Consider the following 6,049-nt stretch of genomic DNA (forward strand, 5'->3'; position numbering starts at 1 on the left):
GATCGCGGGAGATCAGCTGAGCATAGTGGGTTAACGCTCGATCCAAACGGGCAACCACTTCCGGCGTGGCTCCTTTTTGCGGGCCGAATACCGCCGACGCGCCCTCTTTACCGGTAAGCCGGTTCGTCACGTCGCAGGCTACTTCGATTCGACACGCGGCAAGGCGCGCATCTAACTGCGAGATATCAATCCTGGCAAGCGCTTCCAGTCCCGCACCACCATGGGCAATATCGTTATTCTGCGCATCCAGTAATCTTGCACCCAGTGCCTGCACCATCCCCGCGCCGCCATCGTTGGTTGCGCTACCGCCAATGCCAATGACGATATGCTCTACGCCCGCGTCCAGCGCGTGACGTATCAGCTCTCCAGTTCCCCTGGAGGTGGTTTTTAGCGGGTCACGTGAATCCACGGGTACCAGCGCCAGCCCGCTGGCTGCAGCCATCTCAATAAATGCCGAGCGCGCATCTCCCGATAAACCATAAAATGCCTGAACACTGCTCCCCAGAGGGCCTGTAACATCAACATGAACAAGGCGTCCTGCGGTTGCGGCAACCATCGCTTCAACCGTTCCCTCGCCGCCATCGGCAACCGGGATCTTGACGTAATCCGCATCAGGCCAGATCTCACGAAAACCCTGCTCAATCGCAGTTGCTACCTCAAGCGCACTCAGACTCTCTTTGTAAGAGTCCGGAGCAATGACTATTTTCATAAGCCGTCCTTATGCATGTTGATTCTGTTAATCATACACCTGAAGAAGTGCCGGTTCCTGTCAGAACCGGCATAACGCTTAGCGAACCATGCACGGGCGCTTGTTATCAAACGTCCAGTTCGGGATCAGGTATTGCATTCCCATGGCATCATCACGCGCACCCAAGCCGTGTTGCTGATACAGTTCGTGGGCTTTCATTACCTGATCCATATCGATCTCTACACCCAGACCCGGTTTTGCCGGAACCTGTACCATGCCGCCTTTGATTTCAAACGGCTCCTTGGTCAGGCGCTGATTGCCTTCCTGCCAGATCCAGTGGGTATCGATGGCGGTGACCTTGCCCGGTGCCGCTGCCGCCACATGAGTGAACATCGCCAGCGAGATATCAAAGTGGTTGTTGGAGTGTGAGCCCCAGGTCAGACCGAACTCATGGCACATCTGCGCCACACGCACCGAACCCTGCATGGTCCAGAAATGCGGGTCCGCCAGCGGGATATCAACGGATTGCAGCGACAGCGTATGTCCCATCTGACGCCAGTCAGTAGCAATCATGTTGGTGGCCGTCGGCAGCCCGGTCGCGCGACGGAATTCCGCCATCACTTCACGCCCGGAGAAGCCCTGTTCGGCACCGCACGGATCTTCTGCATAGGCCAGAGAGCCTTTCAGATATTTACCGATGCTAATGGCTTCATTGAGCGACCACGCACCGTTAGGATCCAGCGTCACTCGTGCCTGTGGGAAGCGTTTCGCCAGCGCCACAATCGATTCCGCCTCTTCTTCCCCTGCCAGCACACCGCCTTTCAGTTTAAAGTCGTTGAAACCATATTTCTCATACGCTGCCTCCGCAAGACGCACCACCGCATCCGGGGTCATTGCTTCTTCATGACGCAGGCGATACCAGTCACATTTTTCATCTGGCTGGCTCTGATACGGCAGCGGCGTCGCTTTACGGTTGCCGACGAAGAACAAATAGCCGAGCATTTCGACTTCGCTACGTTGCTGTCCATCACCCAGCAGAGACGCGACGTTGACGCCCAGATGCTGGCCCAGCAGATCAAGCATTGCCGCTTCAATACCGGTAACCACATGAATAGTGGTACGCAGATCGAAGGTCTGCAAACCGCGCCCGCCGGCATCGCGATCGGCAAACTGGTTACGTACCGCGTTCAGCACGTTTTTATATTCGCCGAGCGTTTTACCCACTACCAGCGGAATCGCATCTTCCAGGGTCTGGCGGATTTTCTCGCCACCAGGGATTTCGCCGACACCAGTATGACCAGAGTTATCTTTGATAATCACAATATTACGTGTGAAGAACGGGGCATGTGCGCCGCTCAGGTTCATCAGCATACTGTCGTGGCCCGCAACCGGGATCACCTGCATGGCGGTAACAACGGGGGTCGTAAATTGTGTGCTCATAATAAAGTCCTTATTCAAAATCTAGTGGCGGCCGAAAACGGGGCGTTTACGGTCGAAGGTCCATCCAGGGATCAGGTACTGCATCGGACCCGCATCATTACGCGCGCCGCCGGGCAGTCTCTTGTAGGCTTCATGGGCCTTGTTAACCTGTTCCCAGTCCAGCTCCACGCCCAGCCCTGGGGCGTCCGGAACCGCAATTTTTCCGTGCTTAATCTCCAGCGGATTTTTGGTCAGGCGGCAGTCGCCCTCCTGCCAGATCCAGTGGGTATCAATCGCCGTCGGCTTGCCTGGCGCAGCAGCGCCCACATGGGTAAACATCGCCAGCGAAATATCGAAGTGGTTGTTCGAGTGACAGCCCCAGGTCAGCCCCCAGTCGTCGCACAACTGTGCCACGCGCACCGCACCAGAAAGCGTCCAGAAGTGCGGATCGGCCAGCGGAATATCCACCGAGTTAAGCATCACCGCGTGGCCCATTTCGCGCCAGTTAGTGGCGATCATGTTGGTCGCCACAGGTAGACCAGTCGCGCGGCGGAATTCTGCCATCACTTCGCGACCCGAGAACCCTTGTTCGGCACCGCATGGATCTTCAGCGTAGGTCAGCACATCGTTCAGCCCCTTGCACAATGAGATAGCTTCATCCAGCAGCCAGGCGCCGTTAGGGTCGACCGTAATACGTGCATCCGGGAAACGTTTTTTCAGCGCACGGGCGGTCTCAATTTCCTGCTCACCGGGTAGCACGCCGCCCTTGAGTTTGAAATCTTTAAAACCGTAGCGGCCCTGAGAGGCCTCCGCCAGGCGCACAACCGCCTCGCTGTTCATCGCTTGCTGATGACGCAGGTGATACCAGTCATGGTTGCCCGGCGTCGTCTCCAGATACGGCAAATCTGTCTTCGTGCGATCGCCTACGTAGAACAGATAGCCCAGCACGGTTACCGCATCGCGCTGCTTGCCCGGCCCTAACAGTTCACAGACCGGCACGTTGAGCGCTTTGCCCAGCAGGTCGAGCAGCGCTGCTTCCAGCGCAGCTACCGCATTAACCCGCAGCTCAAAGGTCCAGGCGCCTTTACCGAAGGTGTCAAAGTCAGCGGCCTGGTTGCCTTTATGCACCTGCTGCACCACTTTGTTCAGACGGGCGACTTCCTGGCCTAATACCATCGGGATGGCGTCAAGGAGCGTCTGATAAATCACTTCGCCGCCCGGCGCTTCACCGACGCCGGTATTCCCGGCGTTGTCGGTCAGTACCACGATATTGCGGGTAAAATACGCGTTATGCGCACCGCCGATGTTGAGCAGCATGCTGTCATGACCGGCTACCGGAATAACCTTCATGTCGGTGATAACGGGACTCGATTGTGTTGTCATCGTCATTGCCCTGCCACAGGTTTCAGTTCGATACGCTTAATATCGCCCACCAGCACCAGATAGCTCAGCACCGCAATCAGCGCATGCACCCCAACGTAAATCAACGCACCGTTAAACGAACCGGTGGTGCCCACGATGTAGCCAATCGCAATCGGCGTGACGATACCGGAAATATTGCCGAACATATTGAACAGACCGCCGCTCAGGCCGCTGATCTCTTTCGGCGCAGTATCTGCCATCACTGCCCAGCCGAGCGCACCGATGCCTTTCCCGAAGAAGGCCAGCGCCATAAAGCCAATAATCATCCATTCAACGTCGACGTAGTTACAGAACACCATCACCATCGACAACAGCATACCCATCACGATCGGCGTTTTACGCGCAATATTCAGCGATCCGGTACGACGCATCAGCCAGTCGGAAATAATCCCGCCGAGCACGCCGCCCACAAAGCCGCAGATAGCCGGAACCGACGCCACAAAACCGGCCTTCAGAATCGACATGCCGCGCGCCTGCACCAGGTAAACTGGAAACCAGGTGATAAAGAAGTAGGTCAGCGCGTTAATGCAATACTGGCCGATGTAGATCCCCACCATCATGCGAGAACCAATCAACTGCTTAATTTGTCCCCACTTCACGCTGAACGGGACTTTCGTTTTCGCTGCCGCCTGATCCATGTTGATCAGCGCGCCACCAGCGGCGATGTAATCCAGCTCTTTTTGGTTCACGCCCGGGTGCTGGTTAGGTTCGTGAATTACTTTCAGCCAGACGAAGCTGATAACGATCCCGAGGCCGCCCATAAAGAAGAACACGTGCGACCAGCCCACTTCGTGAGTCAGCCAACCCATGATCGGCGCGAAGATAACGGTGGCAAAGTACTGTGCGGAGTTAAAAATCGACACCGCCGTGCCCCTCTCCTGCGCCGGGAACCACGCCGCCACAATGCGACTATTGCCGGGGAAGGAAGGCGCTTCGGCTAAACCGACAAGGAATCGCAACGTAAACAGCGCGATGATAATGCCAAAGCCGCTGAAGATATCGACGAAGCCTTGCAGCAGGGTAAACAGGGACCAAATAAAGATTGACCAGAAGTAGACTCGTTTAGAACCAAAGCGGTCGAGCAACCAGCCGCCGGGGATCTGGCCGATAACATAGGCCCATGAGAATGCAGAGAAAACGTAACCCATACCGACAGCATCGAGGCCAATATCTTTGGCCATCTCCGAACCGGCAATGGATAAGGTGGCGCGGTCGCCATAGTTGAAGGATGTGACGATAAACAGCATCACCACTATCCAGTAGCGAGCATTAGTGCGCTTTTCCGCGCCGCTCGCCGCCTGACTTAATGAACTCATTGTTGCACTCCTGAATCGTGGCTTGCGCCAGTTCATTCTGTACAGCACCTGTAGGGCGATCAGAATGAGGGGTTAGTGTGTGGCAGTTTTGGTACAGCTCGGGCCGTTTTATTGTGACTCTCTGCCTTGTTAGTAACTGACGGGAAAAGTATAGGGAGGAGTACCTCTTTCCCTCACCGTGCAAAAACACAACATTGCAGGAGGTGAACGAGGTTGTTTTTGGCATAAGCCTAAGGGAATGAAAGATGCTTCACGGAATTGGCGTTTGGCGGGAATTTTGTGGCCGAGTGGCGTGTAAACGACAACGCATCGATGACTCCATATTTGACCTGTTAAACAGTTCAGAAACGCATGGTCATATAGCCTTGGGCGGAACGCTGACCTCTATCGATTAGATTAACCATATGGCTATCGTGATTCAGGAAACAGACCACATGCGCCAGTTGATTATCCTAAAGTATATCCAAATATTTTTGTTAGTGGGTTACTACCTGCCGTTAGTTATGGCTAGATTCTTAAAAAACAAATGTGGCATTGAAAAAACAAAAACATAGCCCACATCAAGTGGGCTTTTTCAGTAAAAGAACACGTTCAATAATATAAAGCAAACAAGCACAATGATCTCGACAAGCCATAATATAGCTTCAACTTTGAAGCCTGTAGTTAACTCTGAGGGTAGAGTTCGAATAAAAAAATATTCATCAAAGCTCATGCCATAATTAAATATTTTATTATATGGAAGCAAAATGCTAGACATAATAAAATCTACTTTTGCCAAATAAATTCCCGGCGAGCCAATTAAACTAGCACCTCTTGCCATCCTTGCTGTATAAGGAAGATCCCCAAATTTATTTTCATATAATTTGGCTATTTTGTTATAGTTATCTTTATTGATTATATAAGACATAAAAATCAACATCATCATAATAATAACGAGAGATATAAAAAGACTCATGCCAATTATCTCAAAATTAGTGATTAAATAACTTTTCATATAATAGCACTCCTGCTTCTTCATTAAAGGAATCCGGATTACGTATTATAGGATTTGAGCTATCCACTTTATCATTTATAGTAGCTCCCACTTTTTTCCCGTATCGCTCCCCCCATTTTTCGACAACTTTCCCTCCTGCAATACTTGAAACAATGCCAGTCACCAGACATAGACCTGCTTGTAGTGGTCAACAAAAACTGGCCACAGCTT

At 52.8% G+C, this 6,049-nt stretch carries 6 protein-coding genes and 1 pseudogene; 1 reads left to right on the top strand and 6 read right to left on the bottom strand.

Annotated elements, in window-relative coordinates; all coding sequences use genetic code 11:
• From FDX01_RS24000 to gudP, 4 genes are all read right to left on the bottom strand, one after another.
• Positions 1 to 709 (bottom strand): glycerate kinase (locus FDX01_RS24000; RefSeq protein ID WP_249361021.1); only part of this gene is annotated, 709 nt, incomplete at its 3' end.
• A 78-nt stretch (positions 710 to 787) separates the two neighbouring features.
• A complete protein-coding gene (gene gudD, locus FDX01_RS18680) occupies positions 788 to 2,128 on the bottom strand; it encodes a glucarate dehydratase (protein WP_135911480.1) in 1,341 nt (446 codons plus the stop codon).
• A gap of 21 nt (positions 2,129 to 2,149) precedes the next feature.
• Entirely contained in the window at positions 2,150 to 3,490 is a 1,341-nt protein-coding gene (locus tag FDX01_RS18685) for an enolase C-terminal domain-like protein (protein ID WP_137400264.1), read from the bottom strand.
• 2 nt (positions 3,491 to 3,492) lie between these two features.
• A complete protein-coding gene (gudP, locus tag FDX01_RS18690) occupies positions 3,493 to 4,845 on the bottom strand; it encodes a galactarate/glucarate/glycerate transporter GudP (RefSeq protein WP_096755896.1) in 1,353 nt (450 codons plus the stop codon).
• A 288-nt stretch (positions 4,846 to 5,133) separates the two neighbouring features.
• On the opposite strand from gudP, the pseudogene FDX01_RS24005 reads away from it, so the two are divergent.
• Positions 5,134 to 5,356: pseudogene (locus tag FDX01_RS24005) on the top strand (penicillin binding protein PBP4B); the annotation flags it as partial.
• Positions 5,357 to 5,419: 63 nt separating this feature from the next.
• On the opposite strand, the gene FDX01_RS18700 reads toward FDX01_RS24005, so the two are convergent.
• Positions 5,420 to 5,839: a hypothetical protein gene (locus tag FDX01_RS18700; RefSeq protein WP_137400265.1), complete on the bottom strand. Its 420-nt coding sequence runs from the start codon at positions 5,837 to 5,839 to the stop codon at positions 5,420 to 5,422.
• Entirely contained in the window at positions 5,817 to 6,002 is a 186-nt protein-coding gene (locus tag FDX01_RS18705) for a hypothetical protein (protein ID WP_212734018.1), read from the bottom strand. Before FDX01_RS18705 ends, FDX01_RS18700 begins: the two co-directional genes overlap by 23 nt.
• Positions 6,003 to 6,049: the final 47 nt, after the last annotated feature.

The sequence above is a fragment of the Citrobacter sp. wls613 genome, assembly GCF_005281195.1.
In the GTDB taxonomy this organism is placed as follows: domain Bacteria; phylum Pseudomonadota; class Gammaproteobacteria; order Enterobacterales; family Enterobacteriaceae; genus Citrobacter; species Citrobacter gillenii.

Coding starts and splice junctions, on each gene's coding strand:
- gudD (WP_135911480.1), bottom strand. CDS start 2,128: ATGAGCACACAATTTACGACCCCCGTTGTTACCGCCATGCAGGTGATC.
- FDX01_RS18685 (WP_137400264.1), bottom strand. CDS start 3,490: ATGACAACACAATCGAGTCCCGTTATCACCGACATGAAGGTTATTCCG.
- gudP (WP_096755896.1), bottom strand. CDS start 4,845: ATGAGTTCATTAAGTCAGGCGGCGAGCGGCGCGGAAAAGCGCACTAAT.
- FDX01_RS18700 (WP_137400265.1), bottom strand. CDS start 5,839: ATGAAAAGTTATTTAATCACTAATTTTGAGATAATTGGCATGAGTCTT.